The organism is Micromonospora sp. NPDC005203, from assembly GCF_042872705.1.
In the GTDB taxonomy this organism is placed as follows: Bacteria; Actinomycetota; Actinomycetes; order Mycobacteriales; family Micromonosporaceae; genus Micromonospora.
The window spans coordinates 764,391-784,392 of the sequence record NZ_JBIAKV010000001.1 but is presented as its reverse complement, the minus strand read 5'-3'; the positions used below and the strand labels follow the sequence as shown (position 1 = coordinate 784,392).

The following is a 20,002-nucleotide window of genomic DNA, read 5'->3' as shown; positions in this document are numbered from 1 at the left end:
TCAGCTCGCCGCGACGGCGAGCGGGGCGGGGGCACCCAGCACATCGGAGAGCAACTGCGCGCACCACTGGAGCAGCGCCTGGTCCCGCAGCGGCTCCCCGCCGACCCGGCGGGTGCTCGGCCGAGGCACGCTCACCTGGTCGGTGGCCAGCTTGTAGACGGCGTCCGGGTGGTAGCGCTTGAGTCGCAGCTGCTTCGAATCCGGCAACGGCAGCGGACCGAACCGCACGTGTTTGCCCTGCATGGACACGTCGGTGAGGCCGTACCGGCGGGCCAGCAGACGGAACCGCGCCACCTCCACCAGGTTCTGTACCGGGGCCGGCGGCTCGCCGTACCGGTCGGTCATCTCGGCGACCACCTCGGTCAGCCGCTCCTCGTCCCGTGCCTCGGCGAGCTTGCGGTACATCTCCAGGCGCAGCCGCTCCACGCTCACGTAGTCGTGCGGCAGGTGCGCGTCGATCGGCAGGTCGATCTTGACGTCGGGTTCGTCCTCCGACCGCTCACCCTTGAACGCGGAGACCGCCTCGCCGACCATCCGCACGTACAGGTCGAAACCGACACCCTCGATGTGCCCGGACTGTTCGCCGCCGAGCAGGTTGCCGGCGCCCCGGATCTCCAGGTCCTTCATCGCCACGTACATGCCGGCGCCCAACTCGGTGTGCTGGGCGATGGTCGCCAGCCGCTCGTGGGCGTGCTCGGTGAGCGGCTTCTCCGGCGGGTAGAGGAAGTACGCGTACGCCCGCTCGCGGCCCCGGCCGACCCGGCCCCGGATCTGGTGCAGCTGGGCCAGGCCGAGCAGGTCGGCCCGCTCCACGATCAACGTGTTGGCGTTCGGGATGTCGATGCCCGACTCCACGATCGTGGTGCAGACCAGGACGTCGAACTCCTTCTCCCAGAAGCCGACCATGACCTTCTCCAGGGCGTCCTCACCCATCTGGCCGTGCGCCACCGCGACCCGCGCCTCGGGCACCAGCTCCCGCAGCCGCCGCGCCGCCCGGTCGATCGACTCGACCCGGTTGTGCAGGTAGAAGACCTGCCCGTCGCGGAGCAACTCGCGGTGGATGGACGCGGCCACCTGCCGGTCGTCCTGCGCGCCCACGAAGGTGAGCACCGGGTGGCGCTCCTCCGGCGGGGTGGCGATCGTGGACATCTCCCGGATGCCGGTGATCGCCATCTCCAGGGTCCGCGGGATCGGGGTGGCCGACATGCTCAGCACGTCGACCGAGGCCCGCAGCGTCTTCAGGTGTTCCTTGTGCTCGACACCGAAGCGCTGCTCCTCGTCGACGACCACCAGCCCGAGCTGCTTGAACCGGGTGGCGGTCTGCAACAGCCGGTGGGTGCCGATGACGATGTCGACGGTGCCGTCGGCGACCATCTCCAGCGTCCGCTCGGTCTCCTTCGGGGTCTGGAACCTCGACAGCTGCCGGATCTGCACCGGGAACTGGCTCATCCGCTCGGCGAACGTGTTGTAGTGCTGCTGCACCAGCAGCGTCGTCGGCACCAGCACCGCCACCTGCTTGCCGTCCTGCACCGCCTTGAACGCCGCCCGTACCGCGATCTCGGTCTTGCCGTAGCCGACGTCGCCGCAGATCAGCCGGTCCATCGGGACGGTCTGCTCCATGTCCCGCTTGACCTCGTCGATCGCGGCGAGCTGGTCCGGCGTCTCCTGCCAGGGGAAGGCGTCCTCCAGCTCCCGCTGCCACGGCGTGTCCGGGCCGAACGAGTGGCCCTTGGACGCCTTGCGGGCGGCGTACAGCTGGATGAGCTGCGCGGCGATCTCCCGGACCGCCTTGCGGGCCCGGGCCTTGGACTTCTGCCAGTCCGAGCCGCCCATCTTGTGCAGGGTCGGCTGCTCGCCGCCCACGTAGCGGCTGAGCTGGTCGAGCTGGTCGGTGGGCACGAACAGGCGGTCGCCGGGCTGGCCCCGCTTGCTGGCCGCGTACTCGATCACCAGGTATTCCCGGCTGGCGCCGTTGACGGTGCGCTGCACCAGCTCGACGTACCGGCCGATGCCGTGCGACTCGTGCACCACGTGGTCGCCGGCCTTCAACTCCAGCGGGTCGATGGTGTTGCGCCGCCGGCTCGGCATCTTGCGCATGTCCCGCGTCGAGGTGCCCCGACCGCCTGTCACGTCGTTGCCGGTGAGCAGCACGAAGCGGGACGCCTCGTCGACGAACCCGCTGCTCAGCGCACCACAGGTCACCACCAGCTCGCCGGGGACGGGCGCGGTCGGCACCTCCTCGGTCAACCGGGCGCCCAGGCCGGCGTCGCGCAGCACCTCCACCGCCCGCTGGGCGGGGCCGTGCCCCTCGAAGACCAGCGCGATCGACCAACCCTCGCCGGCCCAGCGCTTGAGGTCCTCGACCACCCGCGAGGTCTCCCCGTGATAGAGCGGCGCCGGCTGGGCGGACAGGGTCACCGCGATGGCGTCGTCCGGGGTCACGGCGGCCTGCTCCGGCGCGTCCTCCCAGGGCTGCCGCGCCTCGGCGGTCTCCCCCTCGACCATAATTCGGCCTCCGCGCCGGGAGCCGGCACTCCGGACCGAATGGGGGTCGTCCACAAGGCCGAATGGGGACAGCGTCCACCACGGCTGGCCGAGCCTGCCCGCGGCGGCGCGTACCTCGCCGAGGGTGCGGAAGGCGGCGGCGCCGACGTCCACCGGGGCCAAGCCGCCGACCGCGGCGGCGGCCCAGCTGGCCTGCAAGAACTCCTCTGAGGTACGCACCAGATCGTGCGCCCTCGTGCGGATCCGCTCCGGATCGCAGAGCAGCACGTGGGTGCCGGCCGGCATGGCGTCCAGCAGCAGCTCCAGCGAGTCGGGGCCGACCAGCACCGGAGCGAGGGACTCCATCCCCTCCACCGGGATGCCCTCGGCCAGCTTGTCCAGGATCTCCGCCAGCTCGGGGTGCTGCTCGGCGAGCGCGGCGGCCCGGTCGCGGACCGCGGGGGTCAGCAGCAGCTCACGGCACGGCGGCGCCCAGAGCAACGAGACCTGCTCGATGGTCCGCTGGTCGGCGACGGCGAAGGTGCGGATCTCCTCCACCTCGTCGCCCCAGAACTCGACCCGCGACGGGTGCTCGTCGGTGGGCGGGAAGATGTCCAGGATGCCGCCGCGCACGGCGAACTCGCCGCGCTTGGTGACCAGGTCGACCCGCGCGTACGCCATGTCGACGAGGCGGTGGGTGACCTCCTCCAGGTCGGCCTCCTCGCCGGCGGCGAGCTGCACCGGCTCCAGGTCGCCGAGCCCCTTGAGCTGCGGTTGGAGCAGCGAACGGACCGGGGCCACGACCACCCGCAGCGGCCCGGTGCCGCCGTGCGCGTCGGTCGACTCGGGGTGCGCGAGGCGGCGCAGCACAGCCAGCCGGCGACCCACGGTGTCCGAGCGTGGGGAGAGCCGCTCGTGCGGCAGCGTCTCCCAGGAGGGAAAGACCACCACCTGATCCGCCGGCAGCAGCCCACCCAACGCGGCAGCCAGGTCGTCGGCCTCGCGGGTGGTGGCGGTCACCGCCAGCACGGGCCGCCCGGCCCCGTCGTTGTCGGCCGCGACCGCCGCGACCGCGAACGGGCGCAGTGCGGCGGGGGCGGTGATGTCGAGGCCGTCGACCTGGGCGGCACCGGAGCGCGCCAGGTCACGCGCCCGGGTCAGCCCGGGGTCGGCCAGGGCGGTTGAGAACAGACCGGTGAGCAAGGGAAACCTTCCTGGGGAGTCGACGCACACGACGGCGGCCCCTCGTCCAGCCGGACGGGGGGGCACCACGCAAGCCTATCCCCGTCCACCGACACACACCCCCTTCCGCCCAGGTCCGCGTCGCGTCGCGCTCGACACCCCACCCGCGGACCCATCCGCCCAGGTCCGCGCCATGCCCCCGCCGCGCGCACCGGCCCGCGCCGCGCCACGCGGGACGATCCGTGCCGCGCCACGCGGGACGATCGCGCCGCGCCACGCGGGACGATCCGCGCCACGCGGGACGATCCGCGCCACGCGGGACGATCCGCGCCACGCGGGACGATCCGCGCCACGCGGGACGATCCGCGTCGCCGCCTTGACGCGGGCAGCACCGATCATGATCGTGCTCGACCCAGGATGCAGGGGTCTCGGGGCCGACGGATCCCACTCTTTCCTGGATCGAACACGATCTTGGCCAGTTGGCGGACACGGACTACCGACGAAGCAGGACATATGACCCAGTGCGGCACGGCCGGACGTAGATCTTGACCGATCGGCGGCTGCCGTGGTCGGGTTGCGGGTGTGATGCGGCAGTGGCGGGCACAGTTCGACGCGCAGGTGAGCTTCGCAAACGGCGGTGGGCTGCGTACCGAGGAGTTCCGGCTGGACATTCCGGGTCCGGAGATCAGCGACGACGACCTGGCGGCATTGTTCGTCCGGCACCTCGGGCTGCTGATGGTCGCCGAGATCCGGATCAGCGCGAAGACGATCATCGAAGAGCCGCACAAGGGCGGCCGGGGTGTCGCGGTCGAGGAGTCCGGCTCCGATCGTCGACTCATCGAGTTGAGCCACGTGATCAGCGACGGGATGATCACCCTACCTGGCTGGCCGGCACCGCAGATCAGTGACTGGTTGACCTTCGCGGCGTCCCGGGCGAACTATGCGCCGGGCACCGAGTTCCACGTGGCCCGGATCGACATGATCGCCAACACCGGCACGTACCTGGACACCCCCGCCCACCGCTGGGTCGGCGGTGACGACCTGGCCGGGGTGTCACTGAGCCGCCTTGCCGACCTGCCCGGTGTGGTCGTTCGGGTGCCGGCCGGCACACGGGCCGTGGACCGGCTGATGCTGGCGCCGTACGAGGTGGCGGGGTGTGCGGTGCTGCTGCAGACGGGGTGGGACGTGCACTTCGCCACCGAACGGTACGGCGCGCCGGAGGCGCCCTACCTGACCGGGGACGCCGCCCAGGCACTGGCCGACGCCGGTGCCGCGCTGGTCGGCATCGACTCGATCAACATCGACGACATGAGTCCAGCGGCCGGCGGCGTACGCCCCGCGCACAGCGCCCTGCTCGCCGCCGGCATCCCGATCGTGGAGCACCTGACCGGCCTGGACGCGCTGCCGCCGAGCGGATTCCGGTTCACGGCGACCCCCCCGAGGGTGGCCGGCATGGGCACCTTCCCGGTCCGCGCCTTCGCCCTCGTAACCCCCTGAACTCCGCCCTCCACCCCCGCGATCTTGCACTTTCTGTCCCGACAAAAGTGGCAAACCCGCCCAGTTCGACGACAGAAGGTGCAAGATCGGCGGAGGTTGTGGTGGAGCAGTCAGCGAAGCGGCGGGTCAGGACCCGGACTGAAGGTGACGCAGGACCGCGATGACCCGGCGATGATCGCTCTCGGACGGGGGCAGGCCGAGCTTCCCGAAGATGCTGGTGATGTGTTTCTCGACCGCCCCCACGCTGAGGAACAGCGCTGCGGCGATCGCCACGTTCGAGCGCCCCTGGGCCATCAGGGCCAGGACGGTCCGTTCCCGCTCGGAGAGGCGGGCCAGGTCCTCGCCACCGCGAGCCGCACCGAGCAGTTGGGTCACCACCTCCGGGTCGAGCACTGTCGCACCGGCAGCGACCCGGGTGAGCGCGTCGACGAACTCGCCGACCTCGGCCACCCGGTCCTTGAGCAGGTAACCGACGCCCCCGGCACCACCGGCGAGCAGCTGCGCCGCGTACCGGGTCTCCACGTACTGGGAGAAGAGCAGCACCGGCGTGCCGGGATGGGCCGCGCGGACGGCGAGCGCCGCCCGCAGTCCCTCGTCGGTGTACGTGGGTGGCATCCGGATGTCGATCACCGCGATGTCCGGCCGGTGCTCATCGACGGCGGCCCGTAGCGCCTCCGGATCGGCCACGGCGGCGAGCACCAGGTGTCCCCGGTCGGTGAGCAGGTAGGTGAGCCCGTCGCGCAGGATCCCGGAGTCCTCGGCGAGGACCACTCGCAGCCCGCTCATGGCCGTACCGGGAGTTCCACGGTGACCAGCGTCGGCCCGCCGGGTGGGCTGTCTATCCGCATCGTGCCGTCCACGGTACGGGCTCGGTCACGGAGGCCGGCCAGCCCGCCGCCGGGCAGGGCGTGGGCCGTCGACCCGACCCTGGCACCTCCAGCACCGTCGTCGGAGACCTGCACCCGCAGCAGGCCGCCCTCCTCGCGTACCTCGACTGTCGCCCGCCGGGCGGTGGAGTGTTTGGCGACGTTGGTGAGCAGCTCGGCGACGCAGTAGTAGATGATCGTCTCCACGGCCGGCGACGGCCGCGCGCGCAACGCGACACGCACCTCCACGGGTACGGCGCCCCGGGCCGAGAGGGTGGCCAGCGCCGCCTCCAGCCCGTTGTCGAGCATCGGCGGGTGAATGCCCCGGGCCAGGTCCCGAAGGTCGGTGATCGCGGTCTTCGCGTCCCGGTGGGCGGTCTCCACGAGTGCCCTGGCTTCCGGCCCGGCCCCGTCGGCGAGCTTCTCCTTGACCATCCCCAACTTCATGGCCAGGGCGACCAGTTGCGCCTGGGTGCCGTCGTGCAGGTCGCGTTCGATGCGGCGCAGCAGCGCGGCGGCGTCGTCGACGGCCAGGGCACGGGTCCGTTCGAGGGTGTCGACCCGGTCGTCGAGGCTGGTCGGGCCGAGTAGGCCGCGGATCAGCAGCTCGTCCAGGAGCAGCACGGCGCGCAGCAGCCAGGGACCGGCGAGAAGCATCCCGGCGCCGATCCCGGCCAGCAGGAACGATCGGGGCCACGTGTCGAAGAAGAAGTCCCCGAGTTGCAGGGCGGCGCGGTGCGGCCGGCCCAGGCTGTCGGTGTTGACCGGTTGGACGAACGTCCACCAGAGCGGATGGCTGAGCAGGAACACCGGGTAGCAGAGAAAGACCGCGACCACCGCCGCCGCGAGCACGGTCACCGGCAGCTTGACGATCAGGTAGGCCATCGCCCGCCACCCGGTGGCATCGCCCAGGCCGGTGCGGACGTACCCCACCGGGCCGGGCCGTCGGCGGACCGGGCGTGGCGCGGCGATCCGCAGCCCGAGCGCCGCGCGGGCAAGAGCGCGGTGCAGCCGGCCCCAGCCGCGAGCGCCGAGGACGCCGGAGGACAGCAGAGGCAGGCCGAGCAGCGTCAGCGAGAACAGGCCGCCGGCCACGACCGTGAGAGCGGCGTACGCGAAGCCGGCGACCGCCAGTGGCAGGCCGACCAGCACGTACCCGACCTGGTGGCGGAGTTTCCGGAGACGTGTCATCTGATCCTCCCGACCTGCCGGACGACGTCACGCCGGCTGCCATCGTCCCGGACGGGGGCCAGCGCCGGGTGCCCCGCCGAGCATGCTCGGCGCGCACGCCACCCGCCCAGCCGGTCAACCCGTCGTGATCTGTCGGGTTAACCCCACCCGACCGGCGGGAGAGCCGCATTCACCTGCGGGCCGTAGGCCGACAGGGTCGACGGGGACAGAAGTCGTCACGTCGATGGGAGCACGATCGTGATTCGTCAGCTGTGGACCGTGGTGGTGTCGGTCGGCTCGTTGGTCGCCACACTCGCCGTCGCACCCGTGCCGGCTCGTGCCGGCCAACCAGGGTCGGAACGTCAGGCGATGGCCGCCGCGCTCGACCAACTGGTCGCCGACGGTTTCCCCGGTGCGGTGGCGTACGGCCGGGTGGACGGCCGACGGTGGCAGGTCGCCGCCGGCGTCGCCGATCGGGCCACCGGGGCGCGGGCCCGGCCGGACGACCGGTTCCGGATCGCCAGCAACACCAAGGCGTTCGTGTCGACGGTGCTGTTGCAGCTCGTGGGTGAGGGTCGGTTGACCCTCGACGATCCGGTCGAGCGGTGGCTGCCGAGGGTCGTGCGGGGTAACGGCAACGACGGTTCGACGATCACCGTCCGGCAGTTGCTCAACCACACGAGCGGGCTCTGGGACCCGACCGGCGAACGGAGCTTCTGGGCGCCCTACCTCGACGACCACGACTGGGACCGGGTCATCGCACCCCGCACGGTGATCGCCCTGGCGGTGGCTCACCGACCGGACTTCGCCCCCGGCGCCTCGTGGGGCTACTCGAACACGAACTATCTGCTGGCCGGTCTGATCATCGAGGCCGTCACCGGCCGGGACGCGGCAAGCGAGGTACGGCGGCGGATCATCGGTCCGCTGGGTCTGCGGCACACCTCGTTCCCGATCACCGACCCGGAGATCCACGGCCGGCACCTGCACGGCTACGACCTGGGCGGGCGAGACGTGACCACCTTCAGCCCGTCCTACGACTGGACCGCCGGAGCGATGATCTCGACGGCGGCGGACCTGGCGCGGTTCCACCGGGCGCTGTTCGGCGGGCGACTGCTCGGGCCGGCCCAGCAGCGGGCGTTGGAGACGCTGGTGGCCACCGACGACGGGCCGGACGGGTACGGGCTGGGCGTGCAACGCATGACTGTCCCCTGCGCCGAGGGCCCGACGTCGGTGTGGACGACCGACGGCGGCGGGCCGGGCTTCACCAGCATGGCGGCGACCAGCCTGGACAACTCCCGGCAGTTCGTCCTCGCCGGCAACGTCTACGACATCGACGCCGACGTTCGGGGGCTGCCGCCGGTGCCGGCGAGCGCGGGCGCCCTGGCCGCGCTGCGATCGGTGTTCTGCGCGACCGACTGACACCTGCGGATTCCGGCGCACGCACCTCCTGACCGGGTGCGTGCGCCACGCGCAGGTCCCGTCAGTAGCGCACCGAGATCCGGCGGTCGACGGCATCGACCCGGATCTCGCCCCGTACGGTTCTCGCCCGATGAACAGCGAAACTACCTATACAAGGACAATCCGGTACGACGACGCTGGCGCCGCCGAGGGCGGCCTGCTCAGCCGCGGGGTGTACGCGTAGCTCAGCACCGGCCCCGACACCGGCCTGCTCCGCACCGCCGCCAGCGCCTCCGGCCCCGGGTCCGCCTCCGACGGCCCCGGATCAGCCCGAGACGGTGGCTGAGATCACGCCCGAAAACACCACCTCGGAGACAGTGGATCACCAGGGGGCCCTCCAGACACCCGGTGCGCGCGGATACCATCCAGTAAGTCGGACAGCGCTGTCCTTCGTATCCACGTGAGGGAGCGCACCGTGACTGACCAGCACGACCACGACGGCCCCGACGCCGCGCTGCGTGCCGACATCCGCCGGCTCGGCACCCTGCTCGGGCAGACGCTGGCCCGCCAGGAGGGTCGCCCGCTGCTCGACCTCGTCGAGGAGATCCGCGCCCAGGTCCGCACCGACGCCCCGGCGGCCGCCCAGCGTCTCGGCGGGCTCGACGTGACCACCGGCACCAAGCTGGCCCGCGCCTTCTCCACCTACTTCCACCTCGCCAACATCACCGAGCAGGTGCACCGCGCGCGGGACCTGCGCCGCCGCCGCGCCGTACAGGGCGGCTGGCTGGACCAGGCCGCCAGGATGATCGCCGAGCGCGGGGTACCCGCCGAGGAGATCGCCAACGCGGCACGCAGGCTGGCGGTGCGCCCGGTCTTCACCGCCCACCCGACCGAGGCGGCCCGCCGCTCGATCCTGTCCAAGCTGCGGGCCATCGCCGACGAGTTGGACACCGAGACCGCCAACGCGATCCTCTACGGCGCCAGCGACGAGGGTCCCGCCAACCGCCGGCTGGCCGAGCTGCTGGACCTGATGTGGCAGACCGACGAGCTGCGCCTCGACCGGCCGGACCCGACCGACGAGGCCCGCAACGCCATCTACTACCTGCGCGACCTCTACGCCGAGGCCGCCCCGCAGGTGCTCGACGACCTGGCCGACACGTTGCGCACCCTCGGCGTGGAGACCTCACCGACGGCCCGGCCGCTGAGCTTCGGCACCTGGATCGGCGGCGACCGCGACGGCAACCCGTTCGTCACCCCGGCGGTCACCCGCGAGGTGCTGACCATCCAGCACGAGCACGGCATCGCCGCCACCGAGAAGGCGATGGACCACCTGATCAACGAGGTGTCCGTCTCCCGCCGGCTGCGCGGGGTGTCGCTCGACCTCTCCGCCAGCCTCGCCGCCGACCTGGACGCGCTGCCCGAGGTGGCGTCGCGGTTCCGCCGGGTCAACGCGGAGGAGCCGTACCGGCTCAAGGCGCGCTGCGTGAAGGCGAAGCTCGCCAACAGCCGGCAGCGGTTGCGCCAGGGCACCGCGCACGTGCCGGGCCGGGACTACCAGGGCTCCGCCGAGCTGATCGCCGACCTGGATCTGCTGCGCGCCTCGCTGGCCCGCAACTCCGGGCAGCTCACCGCCGTCGGCCGGTTGGCCTCCACGATCCGTACGGTGTCCGCGTTCGGCCTGCACCTCGCCACCATGGACGTTCGGGAGCACGCCGAGGCGCACCACGCGGTGCTCGCCCAGCTCTACGAGGCCGTCGGCGAGGTCTCCGACTACCCGTCGCTGACCCGGCTGGAGCGCACCAAGCTGCTGGCCGACGAGCTGACCGGCCGTCGACCGCTGTCCACCCTCGACACTGCGCTGACCGAGCCGAGCCGCAAGACGTTCGACGTGTTCAGCACGATCCGGGAGGCCCAGGACCGGTTCGGCACCGAGGTGATCGAGTCGTACATCATCTCGATGACCATGGGCGTCGACGACGTGCTGGCCGCGGTGGTGCTGGCCCGCGAGGCGGGTCTCGTGGACGTGCACAGCGGGCGGGCGCGGATCGGGTTCGTGCCGCTGCTGGAAACCCCGGCCGAGCTGAACGCCGGCGGCGAACTCCTCGACGACCTGCTGTCGCTGCCCGCGTACCGGGCCCTGGTGAGAGCCCGAGGCGACGTACAGGAGGTCATGCTCGGCTACTCCGACTCCAACAAGGAGGCCGGGATCACCACCAGCCAGTGGTCGATCCACCGGGCGCAGCGCGCGCTGCGCGACGTGGCCGCCCGGCACGGGGTGCACCTGCGGCTGTTCCACGGCCGGGGCGGCACGGTCGGGCGCGGCGGCGGGCCGACGCACGAGGCGATCCTGGCTCAGCCGTACGGCACGCTGGACGGCGCGATCAAGGTGACCGAGCAGGGTGAGGTGATCTCCGACAAGTACACCCTGCCGTCCCTGGCCCGGGAGAACCTGGAGCTCACCCTCGCGGCGGTGCTCCAGGCGACCCTGCTGCACACCGCGCCACGGCAGCCGGCTGAGATGTTGGAACGCTGGGACGCCACCATGGACGTGGTGTCCGAGTCGGCGTACCGGTCCTACCGCTCGCTCGTCGAGGACCCGGACCTGCCGGCGTACTTCTGGGCGTCCACCCCCACCGAGTTGCTCGGCGCGCTGAACATCGGCTCCCGGCCGGCGAAGCGCCCGAACACCGGCGCCGGGCTGTCCGGTCTGCGGGCCATTCCGTGGGTGTTCGGGTGGACGCAGACCCGGCAGATCGTGCCGGGCTGGTTCGGCGTGGGCTCCGGGCTGGCCGCCGCCCGCGAGGCCGGGCTGGCGGACGTGCTCGCCGAGATGCACCGCAACTGGCACTTCTTCCGCACGTTCCTGTCGAACGTCGAGATGATGGTGACCAAGACCGACCTGAGCATCGCCCGCCGGTACGTCGAGACCCTGGTCCCGAAGAAGCTGCACCCGATCTTCGAGCAGATCGAGCAGGAGTACGAGCTGACCAAGCGGGAGGTGCTGGCGGTGACCGCCTCGCCCGCCCTGCTGGAAAACTCGCCGGTGCTCCAGCGCACCCTCGCCGTCCGCGACACCTACCTCGAGCCGCTGCACCACCTTCAGGTGGCGCTGCTGCGGCAGTACCGGGAGTCCGGCGCCGCCGGTCGGGCGATCGCCACCGCGCCGGGCGGCCGACGCGCACCGAGCGACGGCACCGCCCTGGAACGGGCACTGCTCACCACTGTGAACGGCATCGCCGCCGGGATGCGCAACACCGGCTGATCAGGTCGAACGCGGAACGGACCCCGGTCGCTACGACCGGGGTCCGTTCCGTCAGATCCGCCCGGCGGTCAGAAGTCGCCACCGCCGAAATCGCCACCGCCGAAGTCCCCGCCACCGAAATCGCCACCGCCGAAGTCGCCGCCACCGAAGTCGCCGCCGGCGTAGTCGCCGCCGCCGTCCCCACCCTGGTCGCCGCCACCGAAGTCGCCGCCCTGGTCGCCGCCGTCGCCGCCCTGATCGACACCGTCGCCGAAGCCCTCCTGGTAGCCGGCGTCATAGCCGTAACCGGGGTCGGCGAAGGCCGGCGAGAACAGCGCGTCGGCGATCAGGATGCCGCCGAGCACACCGGCGCCCGCACCAAGCGCCGTCTTCCACCACGGCGTCGAATACCAGCCGGCCGGCACCGGCCGACCCTGATAACGCCCACCCGGGTAGTAGTAGGGCGTTTCCCGGCCGGGTTGCGGGCCGGCCCGGAAGGTCTGCCCCTGCACGTCGACCTCGCGCTCCCTGGTGAGCTGGCCCACGCCACGGGCGGCAGCCAGCGCCGGCACCTCGGGACCCGGGTCGATGCCCAGCGCGGTACGCGCCGCCCGGATGTACGCGAGCCCCTCCAGCGCGGTCTCCCGGGCCAGCGCGAACTGGTTCGGCGTACGCGCCTGCTCCAACTGCGAGCCGGCCGCGTTGTACCGCTCACCGGCGTCGGCCAGCGCCTGACGTACCGCTGGCTCCTCGCCCTGCAGGTTCATCAACTGGCCGCCGAGGCGCTCGTACCACCGCTGCGCCTCCGCGCGGGCGTCGCCGAGCGCGGTCCGTTGGCGAGCCCCAGCCTGGGCGCGGACGAGCGCCGCGGCGCCCAGCGCGCCGACCAGCACGACGACGAGGCAGAGCACAAGTTCCATGCCAACGAACGTACCCCCGCCTCGCACGTCGTACCGGTCTGGCAAGCTCCGGTGATGGACGTCTCGACGCTGCTCGTGGTGGTCGTGTGCCTCGGCGCCGGCGGAGCGGTCGGTTGGCTGGCGGCCCGGTCCCGGTCAGCGGCCGACATCGCCCGCCTCGATGCCACCCTGGCCGCCACCCGGGAGGGCGAGGGCCGGCTGGAGCAGTCCATGCGGGCGCTGGGTTACGAGGCCACCGCGCAGTCCCAGGAGGCGGTGGCCCGAGCGGTCGCGCCGCTGCACGACACCCTGCGTCGCTACGAGCAGCGGGTGGCCGACCTGGAGCACGACCGGGTCGACGCGTACGCCGAGCTGCGCGAGCAGGTCCGGTCGATGACCGCCGTCTCCGGTGAGCTGCGCACCGAGACCAAGCAACTGGTGGCGGCGCTTCGCGCCCCGCAGGTGCGGGGCCGGTGGGGTGAGCACCAGTTGCGTCGAATCGTCGAGGCGGCCGGGATGTTGGAGCACTGCGACTTCTCCGAGCAGGTCACCGCCGCCACCGACCAGCAGGTCGTCCGACCGGATCTGGTGGTCCGGCTGCACGGCGGCCGGTCGGTGGTGGTGGACGCCAAGGCGCCGTTCGACGCGTACCTGACGGCCATGGAGGCCCGTGACGAGCGGGGTCGCGACACCCACCTCGACGCGCACGCCCGGCACCTGCGGGGGCATGTGGACGCGCTGGCCGCCAAGTCGTACTGGTCGGCGTTCGACAACTCACCCGAGTTCGTGGTGCTGTTCGTCCCCGCCGACCCGTTCCTCGACGTCGCGCTCCAGCGTGACCCGACGCTGCTGGAGCACGCCTTCACCCGCAACGTGGTGCTGGCCACGCCGGCGACGCTTGTCGCCCTGCTCCGCACTGTCGCCTACTCGTGGCGGCAGGAGGCGCTGGCCCGCAACGCGCTGGCGGTGCACACCCTCGCCCGCGAGCTGTACGGGCGGCTCTCCACGCTGGGCGACCACGTGGGCAAGCTCGGGTCCTCGCTGGCCGGGGCGGTGACCGCGTACAACCGGGCGGTCGGCTCGTTGGAGGCCCGGGTGCTGGTCAGCGCGCGCAAGCTCGCCGAGTTGGGTGTCTCGGACGACGAGTTGGCCACGCCCGCGCAGGTCGAGTTGACGCCCCGGCAGCCGCAGGCGCCCGAGCTGGCCGACCCGGCCGACGACGAGATCGCGGCCCGCTAGCCGGGCTGGTCAGGACGGGATGGCGCTCGACACGACGAGCGGGATGCCCTGCTGGCAGGTGGTCATCATGCCAGGCTCGGCCCGACCGGTGACCTCCACCCGCGCGCCCGGGGTCAGCACGTCCCGCGGCCCTCCGAGCAGCAGGTAATCGCCGAGCAGGACGCAGTTGGGCTCCACCCCGCTCTGCACCACCCCGGTCAGGGTGGTGGCCCGGACTCCCGGGGGCGTGCTCGGCCCGCCCGGCTTCGGGCTCGACTGCCGGGCGGTCGGTGCGGGGTCGACGATCGACGGCGTGCTGGTCGGGTCGGGGGTGGGCGAGCTGGTCACCGGCTGCGTTCCGATCGGCGTCGGCGGGGGGTTGCCGCGTTTGGCGTCCTGGCCGCCGCACGCGCTCAGCGCCACGCAGATGGTCAGCGCGGGGACGACGAGCCGAAAGGTCCTCATGCCAGATCTGACGTACCCCGGGCCGGGTTCGTTCCCGTGTTCAGCCGCGCGCCGCCGCGGCCTTCATGTCCCGCTTGAGTTCCTGCGGGAGCGAGAACACGAGCCGCTCGTTGGCGGTGGTGATCTCCTGCACGTCGGCGAAGCCCCGCGCGGCGAGGAAGGCCAGCACGTCCTGGACCAGGTCGTCCGGGACGCTCGCGCCGGAGGTCAGGCCGACCGTGGTGGCCCCCTCCAACCAGGCGTCGTCGATCTCGTGGGCGAAGTCCACCAGGTGGCCGGCGCGCGCGCCCGCGTCCAGGGCCACCTCGACCAGGCGGATCGAGTTGGAGGAGTTCGTCGAGCCGACCACGATGACCACGTCGCAGTCGGGGGCGATCTCCTTGACCACGTGCTGCCGGTTGGACGTGGCGTAGCAGATGTCGTCGCTGGGCGGCGACTGCAACAGCGGCAGTCGCTGCTTGAGCCGGGCCACGGTCTCCAACGTCTCGTCGACCGAGAGCGTGGTCTGGGAGAGCCAGACGACCTTCTCCGGATCCCGGACGGTGACCTTGTCCGCGCCGTCCGGGCCGTCGACCAGTTGGATGTGCGCGGGGGCCTCGCCGGCGGTGCCGATGACCTCTTCGTGCCCCTCGTGGCCGATGAGCAGAATGTCGTAGTCCTCGGCGGCGAACCGCTTCGCCTCGTGGTGCACCTTGGTGACCAGCGGGCAGGTCGCGTCGATCGCCTTCAGCGAACGCTGCTTGGCCTGCTCGTAGACCTCGGGAGCGACGCCGTGCGCGGAGAAGATGACGGTGGACCCCTCCGGCACCTCCTCGTTCTCCTCCACGAAGATCGCGCCCTGGGCCTCCAGGGTCTGCACGACGTGCTTGTTGTGCACGATCTGCTTGCGTACGTAGATCGGGGCACCGTAGAGCTTCAGTGCCTCCTCGACGGTCTGCACGGCGCGGTCGACACCGGCGCAGTAGCCCCGGGGCTTCGCCAGGAGCACGCGCTTACCGGTCCGGGGAGTCGCCTCAGCCTCAGTCACGAACCCATCGTACGTGCCAGCGTCTCCAAGACCATCCGCCCGCGCCAGCGACCGCGCGGCCCACCCCGGTGATCAAGAGGTTTGCGTCAGAAACGCGCCCTGGGCTGACGCAAACTTCTTGATCACCGCGAGTATCCGTAGGGTGGGCTTGTGACTGAGGGGGCGCGTAGCAGCGCGGAGGAGCCCTGGCCGGTTCGGGTGGTCAGCCAGAAGGTGGGGGCCTGGATCGCCAAGCTGGGCTGGGTGTGGGTGGACGGGCAGGTGGCGCAGATCAGCCGCCGCCCCGGGGCCAGCACTGTCTTCCTCACCCTGCGTGACCCGTCGGCCGACCTGAGCCTGACCGTCACCACCAACCGCGACGTGCTCGACGCCGGCGCACCGGAGCTGCGCGAGGGCGCCCGGGTGGTGCTGCACGCGAAGCCGGAGTTCTACGCCGCCCGGGGCACGTTGAGCCTGCGCGCCGACGAGATCCGTCAGGTGGGGCTCGGGGAGCTGCTGGCCCGGCTGGAGAAGCTCAAGAAGCTGCTCGCCGCCGAAGGGCTCTTCGACCGCGCCCGCAAGCGCCGACTGCCGTTCCTGCCCGGCCGGATCGGGCTCATCACCGGTCGGGCGTCCGCGGCGGAGCGGGACGTGCTGACAAACGCCCGGCGACGCTGGCCGGCGGTGGAGTTCCGCACGGTCAACGTGGCCGTGCAGGGGCCGTCCGCGGTGCCGCAGATCGTCGACGCGCTCCGGGTGCTGGACGCCGACCCGAGCATCGACGTGATCATCATTGCCCGGGGCGGCGGCGGCATCGAGGATCTGCTGCCCTTCTCCGACGAGGCGCTCTGCCGCGCCGTGTTCGGCTGCCGTACTCCGGTGGTCAGCGCCATCGGTCACGAGACGGACGCGCCGCTGATCGACTACGTCGCCGACGTCCGCGCCTCCACCCCGACCGACGCGGCCAAGCGGGTCGTCCCCGACCTCACCGAGGAGGTACGCCTCATCGGTCAGGCCCGGCACCGCCTGGAACGGGCGGTGCGCAACCTCGTCGATCGGGAGACCCACCGGCTCGACGGGCTGCGGTCCCGGCCGGTGCTGGCCCGACCGCAGGTGATGGTGGACCATCGGGCGACCGAGCTGACCGCGTTGCGCCAGCGGGCCGGCCGCTGCCTGGAGCACCGGCTCGTCGCCGCCGACGACGACCTGCGCCACACCCTCGCCCGGCTGCGCGCGCTCTCCCCCGCCGCCACCCTGGAGCGGGGGTACGCGATCGTGCAGCGCGCGGACGGCCACGTGGTGCGCGCGGCGGCGGAGGTCGGCAAGGGCGACCCGTTACGGGTACGGCTGGCCGACGGTGAACTGGCCGCCACGGTCGACGGCGCAGTGGCGACGCGGTGACCCGGCGAGCGGTGTGCTGAGATGGGTGCGATGACTGACGACACGAAGGCCGGGCCGGACGAACGGCTCAGTTACGAGCAGGCCCGCGCCGAGCTGGCCTCGGTGGTCGAGCGGCTGGAGGCCGGCGGCACGTCCCTGGAGGAGTCGCTGGCGCTGTGGGAGCGCGGCGAGGCGCTGGCGGTCATCTGCCAACGCTGGCTGGATGGGGCGCGGGCGCGGATCGACGCCGTCCGGCAGGAGCCCGCTTCCTGACCGACCGCCGGTGGGGCGGCCGGAGCCGCCCCACGCGGACGCGTCAGTTGAACAGGTTGTACAGCTCGGCCGGCGCCTCGACGACCTCGGCGGCCGGCGGCTTCTGGGCAGCGGTGGCGGCGCCGTAGTCGGAGTACGTCATCTTGACCTCCTGGGCGGCGGTCTGCCCGGCGGCCGGCAACTGCAGCACCAGCTCGCTGAGCCGGCCCTGCGGGTCCACCTTCGCGGTGAACGGGACCGTCTTCGCCTGGGTGCCCAGCGCGGCGATCGTGGCGGCGTTCAGCGAGCCCGCCTCGGCGGCCTTGGTCACGTCGATGGTGCCCGCGTACGCGCCGGTGCCGGTGCCGCGGACCTCGGTGATGCCCTGGGTGAGCACCGCGCTACCGGCCGGGTCGACCTTCTCGAAGTCGAACCCGAGGCTGCGGTTGTCCTTGATCCGGGACTGGTCCAGGTGCTGGTACTTGCCGAGGTTGAGCTGCTTGATGGTGGGCAGGCTGTTGGCGGTGGGGCCGCTCAGCTCCAGCTTGACCCAGCTGTCCGGCTTGTAGTGGATCACGTCGAGCTTCATTGCCAGGTCGGACGAGGGTCCACCGATTGCAACCTTCATCGTCGCGCTCTGGCTCGGCTGGTGCACCTGGCCCTCCGCCGTCGAGCCGGCACCGGCGAGGGTGAATCGGAAGTTCCCGTTGCTGATCTCCTTGGTGGAGTCGAGCAGGGCCTGCTTGGCGTCGCCCGCCGCCGGGGCACCGGACGGGCTCGCCGTACCGGAGGCGGTCGCCGTCGGAGTGGCGGTCGATCCGGCGCTGCCGGTCGTACCGCTGGCGCAGGCGGCCAGGGCGGGCGTGAGCAGAGCGGCGGCTACCAGACCGGCGCCGAGTCGTCGAACAGTCATACGTGTCTCCCAAGGGGGTCACCCGACGACCTGAACGGCGTCGGAAACCGGGCGACGCGGCAGCACCGTCTGCCGCGACGCGCGATCCGGGTCGAGTCAGCGCGCCCGGATCACTCCCTCTCTGTTCCCTGTCGACGGGTCGGACAATCGCCCTGGTGTCCGATCAGTGCAGCGAACCGGCCAGCTCGCGTAGTTCGTTGTTCCCGGCATCGCCGATGACGATCACCGTGCGGGTCGGTTCCAGCAGGACCAGCGCCTGCTGGTTGCCCCGGGCCGCGTAGAGCTGCCAGGTCCGCCCGGCCAGCTCGGTCGGCCCCTGGGGCTGGCCCTGGTCGGTCAGCTCGGCGGGGAGCAGCCGCTCGGCCGGCACACTGCTCTGCAGGAGTTGGACGCCCCGCCCCTCCGGGGTGACGTAGCCGATCCGCAGGTTCGCACCGCCGTCGACGCTCTGGTAGCGGGCGCTGACCGTCGACCAGTCGGAGCCGAGCCCCTCCGGCTGGCTCACCGGGAACACGTTCGCCGAGCGGGCCTGTTCGATGGCCGGGGCCGGATCGACGGTCGTGGCCTGATCACCACCCAGAAAGCCCCGATAGAACGCCAGCAGCAGCGCGATCGGAACGAGCAGCACCAGCAACGAGATCGCCATGTCCTTCGGCGACCGCTCGGATTTGGCGGACACCGCCCGCGGCGGTGGCGTCGGGTCGTCGCCGGCACTCTCGCCACCGGGGGCGACGGGGACGTCGACCGGCGGCTGACCGTCGGGTGGCGTGCGGTCGGCGGGTACGCGGTCGGCGGGTACGCGGTCGGCTGGCTGTGCGGGCTCCACCCCGTTATCTTCGCAGCCGCCCGACCGGCGGTATCCAGGCCATCACCGCCCCGCGCCAACGCCCGGTCGGCCATCGTGTGAGGATCAGCGACAGAGCCGGCAGCGAGGACCGCCCCGCCGCCGGTCGTCCCCGCACCGTCGCGAGGAGGAGCAGCCGTCATGACCAACACCAGGACGCGGATCCCACAGGATCTCGACCGCAACCTCGCCCTCGACCTGGTCCGGGTCACCGAGGCCGCCGCGATGGCGGCCGGTCGGTGGGTGGGCCGGGGCGACAAGGAGGGTGGCGACGGTGCGGCCGTCGACGCCATGCGCAAGCTGATCAACTCGATCCAGATGCGTGGCGTGGTGGTGATCGGCGAGGGCGAGAAGGACAACGCCCCGATGCTCTTCAACGGCGAACACGTCGGCGACGGCACCGGCCCGGAGGTGGACGTCGCCGTCGACCCGGTCGACGGCACCACGCTGATGAGCAAGGGCATGCCGAACGCCGTCGCGGTGCTCGCCGTCTCCGAGCGGGGCGCGATGTTCGACCCCAGTGCCGTCTTCTACATGGAGAAGCTCGCCGTCGGGCCGGCGTACGCCGACGTGATCGACATCAACGCCGGGGTGGCCGAGAACGTGCGCCGGATCGCCAAGGTCAAGGGCACCGACGTCTCCGAGGTGACGGTCTGTGTGCTGGACCGCAGCCGCCACGACGACCTGGTCGCCCAGATCCGGCGGACCGGGGCGGGCATCCGGTTCATCTCCGACGGCGACATCGCCGGCACCATCGCGGCCGCCCGTGGCGAGTCGGAGGTCGACGTGCTGATGGGCATCGGCGGCACCCCGGAGGGCATCATCTCCGCGTGCGCCCTGAAGTGCATGGGCGGTGCGATGCAGGCCAAACTCTGGCCGCGCGACGAGCAGGAGCGGGAGAAGGCGCTCGCCGCCGGGCACGACCTGGACCGGGTGCTGGGCACCGACGACCTGGTCACCGGTGACAACTGCTTCTTCGTGGCGACCGGGGTCACCTCCGGCGATCTGCTGCGCGGGGTGCGGTACCGGGCCGGCGGCGCGTACACCCAGTCGATCGTGATGCGGTCGAAGAGCGGCACCATCCGGGTGATCGACTCGTACCACCGGCTGGAGAAGCTGGCGCTCTACTCCGCTGTCGACTTCGACGGTCGTCCGCTGGCCGAGCAGGAGTGACAGCCACCAACACG

Annotated in this window: 15 protein-coding genes; 7 read left to right on the top strand and 8 right to left on the bottom strand. The window is 72.0% G+C overall.

Features of this window, described 5'->3' with window-relative positions; genetic code table 11:
* Window positions 1-3,687 carry a transcription-repair coupling factor gene (gene mfd, locus ACFYPM_RS03825; protein WP_387190945.1) on the bottom strand — a complete coding sequence of 1,229 codons (3,687 nt, stop codon included), beginning with the start codon at window positions 3,685-3,687 and terminating at the stop codon, window positions 1-3.
* 564 nt (window positions 3,688-4,251) lie between these two features.
* Between mfd and ACFYPM_RS03820 the strand changes: the two genes are divergently transcribed.
* Window positions 4,252-5,163 carry a cyclase family protein gene (locus tag ACFYPM_RS03820; protein WP_387191466.1) on the top strand — a complete coding sequence of 304 codons (912 nt, stop codon included), beginning with the start codon at window positions 4,252-4,254 and terminating at the stop codon, window positions 5,161-5,163.
* Between the two features lie 126 nt (window positions 5,164-5,289).
* Here ACFYPM_RS03820 and ACFYPM_RS03815 read toward each other — a convergent pair whose 3' ends face one another.
* Together ACFYPM_RS03815 and ACFYPM_RS03810 are read right to left on the bottom strand one after the other, a co-directional pair.
* Entirely contained in the window at window positions 5,290-5,940 is a 651-nt protein-coding gene (locus ACFYPM_RS03815; protein ID WP_387191464.1) for a response regulator transcription factor, read from the bottom strand.
* Between the two features lie 5 nt (window positions 5,941-5,945).
* The gene (locus tag ACFYPM_RS03810; protein WP_387190943.1) at window positions 5,946-7,220 is read right to left on the bottom strand and encodes a sensor histidine kinase; all 1,275 of its coding nucleotides are present in this window, start codon (window positions 7,218-7,220) and stop codon (window positions 5,946-5,948) included.
* A gap of 237 nt (window positions 7,221-7,457) precedes the next feature.
* On the opposite strand from ACFYPM_RS03810, the gene ACFYPM_RS03805 reads away from it, so the two are divergent.
* Together ACFYPM_RS03805 and ppc are read left to right on the top strand one after the other, a co-directional pair.
* Window positions 7,458-8,618, top strand: a complete 1,161-nt coding sequence (locus tag ACFYPM_RS03805; protein WP_387190941.1) for a serine hydrolase domain-containing protein — start codon at window positions 7,458-7,460, stop codon at window positions 8,616-8,618.
* A gap of 454 nt (window positions 8,619-9,072) precedes the next feature.
* On the top strand, window positions 9,073-11,859 hold the full coding sequence (ppc, locus tag ACFYPM_RS03800) for a phosphoenolpyruvate carboxylase (RefSeq protein ID WP_387190938.1): 2,787 nt from the start codon (window positions 9,073-9,075) through the stop codon (window positions 11,857-11,859).
* A 68-nt stretch (window positions 11,860-11,927) separates the two neighbouring features.
* Here ppc and ACFYPM_RS03795 read toward each other — a convergent pair whose 3' ends face one another.
* Entirely contained in the window at window positions 11,928-12,758 is an 831-nt protein-coding gene (locus ACFYPM_RS03795; RefSeq protein WP_387190936.1) for a hypothetical protein, read from the bottom strand.
* Between the two features lie 54 nt (window positions 12,759-12,812).
* On the opposite strand from ACFYPM_RS03795, the gene ACFYPM_RS03790 reads away from it, so the two are divergent.
* Window positions 12,813-13,976, top strand: coding sequence for a DNA recombination protein RmuC (locus tag ACFYPM_RS03790; protein ID WP_387190933.1), 1,164 nt, complete (start codon window positions 12,813-12,815; stop codon window positions 13,974-13,976).
* A gap of 9 nt (window positions 13,977-13,985) precedes the next feature.
* On the opposite strand, the gene ACFYPM_RS03785 is transcribed toward ACFYPM_RS03790, so the two are convergent.
* Both ACFYPM_RS03785 and ACFYPM_RS03780 read right to left on the bottom strand, forming a co-directional pair.
* Window positions 13,986-14,420: a hypothetical protein gene (locus ACFYPM_RS03785; RefSeq protein ID WP_387190931.1), complete on the bottom strand. Its 435-nt coding sequence runs from the start codon at window positions 14,418-14,420 to the stop codon at window positions 13,986-13,988.
* Between the two features lie 40 nt (window positions 14,421-14,460).
* Entirely contained in the window at window positions 14,461-15,447 is a 987-nt protein-coding gene (locus ACFYPM_RS03780; RefSeq protein WP_387190928.1) for a 4-hydroxy-3-methylbut-2-enyl diphosphate reductase, read from the bottom strand.
* Between the two features lie 150 nt (window positions 15,448-15,597).
* Here ACFYPM_RS03780 and xseA point away from each other — a divergent pair, with 150 nt between their 5' ends.
* Together xseA and ACFYPM_RS03770 are read left to right on the top strand one after the other, a co-directional pair.
* The gene (gene xseA, locus ACFYPM_RS03775) at window positions 15,598-16,827 is read left to right on the top strand and encodes an exodeoxyribonuclease VII large subunit (protein WP_387190926.1); all 1,230 of its coding nucleotides are present in this window, start codon (window positions 15,598-15,600) and stop codon (window positions 16,825-16,827) included.
* Window positions 16,828-16,857: 30 nt separating this feature from the next.
* On the top strand, window positions 16,858-17,079 hold the full coding sequence (locus ACFYPM_RS03770; RefSeq protein WP_357572502.1) for an exodeoxyribonuclease VII small subunit: 222 nt from the start codon (window positions 16,858-16,860) through the stop codon (window positions 17,077-17,079).
* 43 nt (window positions 17,080-17,122) lie between these two features.
* Here the strand turns inward: ACFYPM_RS03770 and ACFYPM_RS03765 are convergent, their stop codons facing one another.
* Both ACFYPM_RS03765 and ACFYPM_RS03760 read right to left on the bottom strand, forming a co-directional pair.
* Complete coding sequence (locus tag ACFYPM_RS03765) at window positions 17,123-17,971, bottom strand: hypothetical protein (protein WP_387190923.1); 849 nt, start codon at window positions 17,969-17,971, stop codon at window positions 17,123-17,125.
* Window positions 17,972-18,134: 163 nt separating this feature from the next.
* On the bottom strand, window positions 18,135-18,797 hold the full coding sequence (locus tag ACFYPM_RS03760; RefSeq protein WP_387190921.1) for a DUF4245 family protein: 663 nt from the start codon (window positions 18,795-18,797) through the stop codon (window positions 18,135-18,137).
* Window positions 18,798-18,956: 159 nt separating this feature from the next.
* Between ACFYPM_RS03760 and glpX the strand changes: the two genes are divergently transcribed.
* The gene (gene glpX, locus ACFYPM_RS03755) at window positions 18,957-19,988 is read left to right on the top strand and encodes a class II fructose-bisphosphatase (RefSeq protein ID WP_387190919.1); all 1,032 of its coding nucleotides are present in this window, start codon (window positions 18,957-18,959) and stop codon (window positions 19,986-19,988) included.
* Window positions 19,989-20,002: the final 14 nt, after the last annotated feature.

Excerpts from the sequence above, each read along its gene's own strand:
- glpX (WP_387190919.1), top strand. The coding sequence starts at position 18,957 with ATGACCAACACCAGGACGCGGATCCCACAGGATCTCGACCGCAACCTC.
- ACFYPM_RS03785 (WP_387190931.1), bottom strand. The coding sequence starts at position 14,420 with ATGAGGACCTTTCGGCTCGTCGTCCCCGCGCTGACCATCTGCGTGGCG.
- ACFYPM_RS03810 (WP_387190943.1), bottom strand. The coding sequence starts at position 7,220 with ATGACACGTCTCCGGAAACTCCGCCACCAGGTCGGGTACGTGCTGGTC.
- ACFYPM_RS03765 (WP_387190923.1), bottom strand. The coding sequence starts at position 17,971 with ATGACTGTTCGACGACTCGGCGCCGGTCTGGTAGCCGCCGCTCTGCTC.
- ACFYPM_RS03770 (WP_357572502.1), top strand. The coding sequence starts at position 16,858 with ATGACTGACGACACGAAGGCCGGGCCGGACGAACGGCTCAGTTACGAG.
- ACFYPM_RS03790 (WP_387190933.1), top strand. The coding sequence starts at position 12,813 with ATGGACGTCTCGACGCTGCTCGTGGTGGTCGTGTGCCTCGGCGCCGGC.
- ACFYPM_RS03795 (WP_387190936.1), bottom strand. The coding sequence starts at position 12,758 with ATGGAACTTGTGCTCTGCCTCGTCGTCGTGCTGGTCGGCGCGCTGGGC.
- ACFYPM_RS03820 (WP_387191466.1), top strand. The coding sequence starts at position 4,252 with ATGCGGCAGTGGCGGGCACAGTTCGACGCGCAGGTGAGCTTCGCAAAC.